The sequence below is a fragment of the Candidatus Accumulibacter phosphatis genome, assembly GCF_012939955.1.
Lineage (GTDB): Bacteria > Pseudomonadota > Gammaproteobacteria > Burkholderiales > Rhodocyclaceae > Accumulibacter > Accumulibacter delftensis.
This window is the reverse complement of record NZ_SPMY01000102.1, coordinates 1-1,857: the sequence shown is the minus strand read 5'-3', so window position 1 is coordinate 1,857 and position 1,857 is coordinate 1. Positions and strand designations below refer to the sequence as shown.

Here is a 1,857-nt window from a genome sequence, read left to right as displayed (position 1 = left end):
ATTCGACGTCCTCTTGCCGGCGCGAGGCGATATCCATTTCGGCGATGCGGCGAAACTCTTCGACCGTCCAGCCGGCGGGAACGCTCCACTGGCCCGTCGCTGGATCGATAACCGGCTGAATCACCGGATTCATGCGCACAATCGCGGTGTCGGTGAAGGGGCAACAGGAGACGTCGGCCGGCAAGCCGCCGTCGAGCATGAGGTGGGCAATGAAAGTGTGCGCATCCGGAGGATCGGCGATGATCGTCTTGCCCACCTTGACCAACTCCGGCAGGAAGCCGGTGCTGGCGCGCGACCGGCACAGTTCATCCGGGATCCCGTCGCTGCCGCATTCGGGCAGAAAAACCGTGCTTGTGCCCAGCGACAGCACGCCGATATCGCGACGCGGCACGCCCATGGCGATGGCTTCGACAACGCCTGCCAGCACCGGATTGTTGTAGCCGGTCATGGCGCCGTCCCAAAAGCGGCAACCGTCGAATTCCGCGGGTTTGTCGAACCAGTTGATCGGTGCCGTACTCGAGGCATGCGCCGCTTCCGCCAGCGTCGCGCGCTGCTGCCGATGCGGGAAACTGGCCGCCGGGCTGCTGACGTCGCTACGCATCATGCGCGCCCGGTCGCGGTCGAAGTCGTAAGTCACAAAAAGAAAGGACATGGGTCTGCCCGGTTCGTCGCGCTGTTCCCGCAGGGAAGCGATACTGTCATTGAGAATGCCGTGCAGGTTCTGCAGCGATGTGCTGCCCATGACGGGCAGGATGCGGTGCAGGAAGGCCAGCTTGCCGTCAGTAGAAAAGCGATAACCAACCGGGCTCGAGGGTGAAAAAAACGCCGGTCATCAACTGCAATAGACTCCGGTACCAGGGCAGGCGCCCAAAAAGTGCGTGGCGATTGACCGGATTGTCGAACAACTCGAAGATTTGGCGTGGCGAGTAACCCTCGATCAATGCCGCAGCGACGATCGCCCCGCCCGAGCACGCCGACACCAGATCGAAATGGCTGAGCACCTGATGCCCATCCTCGCCCGGGAAAAGATCATCGAGCACCTTCGCCTGAATCAAGGCAAAGGTCCCGCCACCATCGAGCGATAAGATGCGGAAGGGCTTTTTGCCGGACCTGGCTTCCATCGGCAAGGCGTCTGTCGGCGAGGCTTCCAAAGTGGTACCGAGCTTCCTTTTTCTTGTTTTGCGATTTCAAGCAAATGATATTATGCGGCAAACTGCCCCGGATGGGTTAGGTACGGGCTCGTTTGACGGGGTTCACGCTTGCCGGGTCGCGTTGAGGCAGGGGGCACGGATGCCCCTGGCAGGATGTCCGGGGCCAGGCGCAGGCTGGGCGGCCAAGGGAACTCATGCCGCTGCGGCTGGCAGGCATTCCACAGCGGTCGTGGCCGTCAGGTCATCGGGTCTTTTGCTGAAGGGCTGGCGCCGTTTGCGTTCGCCAGCTTGCTGACCAGCTTTTCGTAGCCGTTCACCCCGGCCCGACGGTAGATGTCCTGCACATAGTCGCGCACCGTGTGCGGCGAGAGCGCCAGGATTTCGGCAATCCTGTTCCAGGCCAACGATCCTGCTCTATCGGTCGCGTTTGCCGTCCGAACACGAGGCAGTCGATGAGCCCGGCAGCGGCTTGTCACGAATCTCCCTTCTCGTCCAGGCTGGAAAGGCAGCGACTGAAGCTCATCGCTCAGCGCCTCAGGCGTAAGCTTTCGGGACTCAACTTCATGACTCAGAGCGTCAGCGGTGAGGCTCAAAGACTCAACTTCATGACTCAGAGAGTCAGCGGTGAGGCTCAGCGACTCAACTTCATGACTCAGAGAGTCAGCGGTGAGGCTCAGAGGCTCAACTTCATGACTCAGAGAGTCAG

Annotated in this window: 2 protein-coding genes and 1 pseudogene; all 3 read right to left on the bottom strand. The window is 61.2% G+C overall.

The window, feature by feature from the left end; all coding sequences use genetic code 11:
- Window positions 1–742 (bottom strand): annotated as a pseudogene (locus tag E4Q23_RS21315) (hypothetical protein); the annotation flags it as partial.
- A gap of 37 nt (window positions 743–779) precedes the next feature.
- Window positions 780–1,151, bottom strand: coding sequence for a patatin-like phospholipase family protein (locus E4Q23_RS21310; RefSeq protein WP_211203890.1), 372 nt, complete (start codon window positions 1,149–1,151; stop codon window positions 780–782).
- A 236-nt stretch (window positions 1,152–1,387) separates the two neighbouring features.
- Window positions 1,388–1,857, bottom strand: a 470-nt coding sequence (locus tag E4Q23_RS23370; protein ID WP_211203889.1) for a hypothetical protein, incomplete at its 5' end; no start/stop codon positions are given.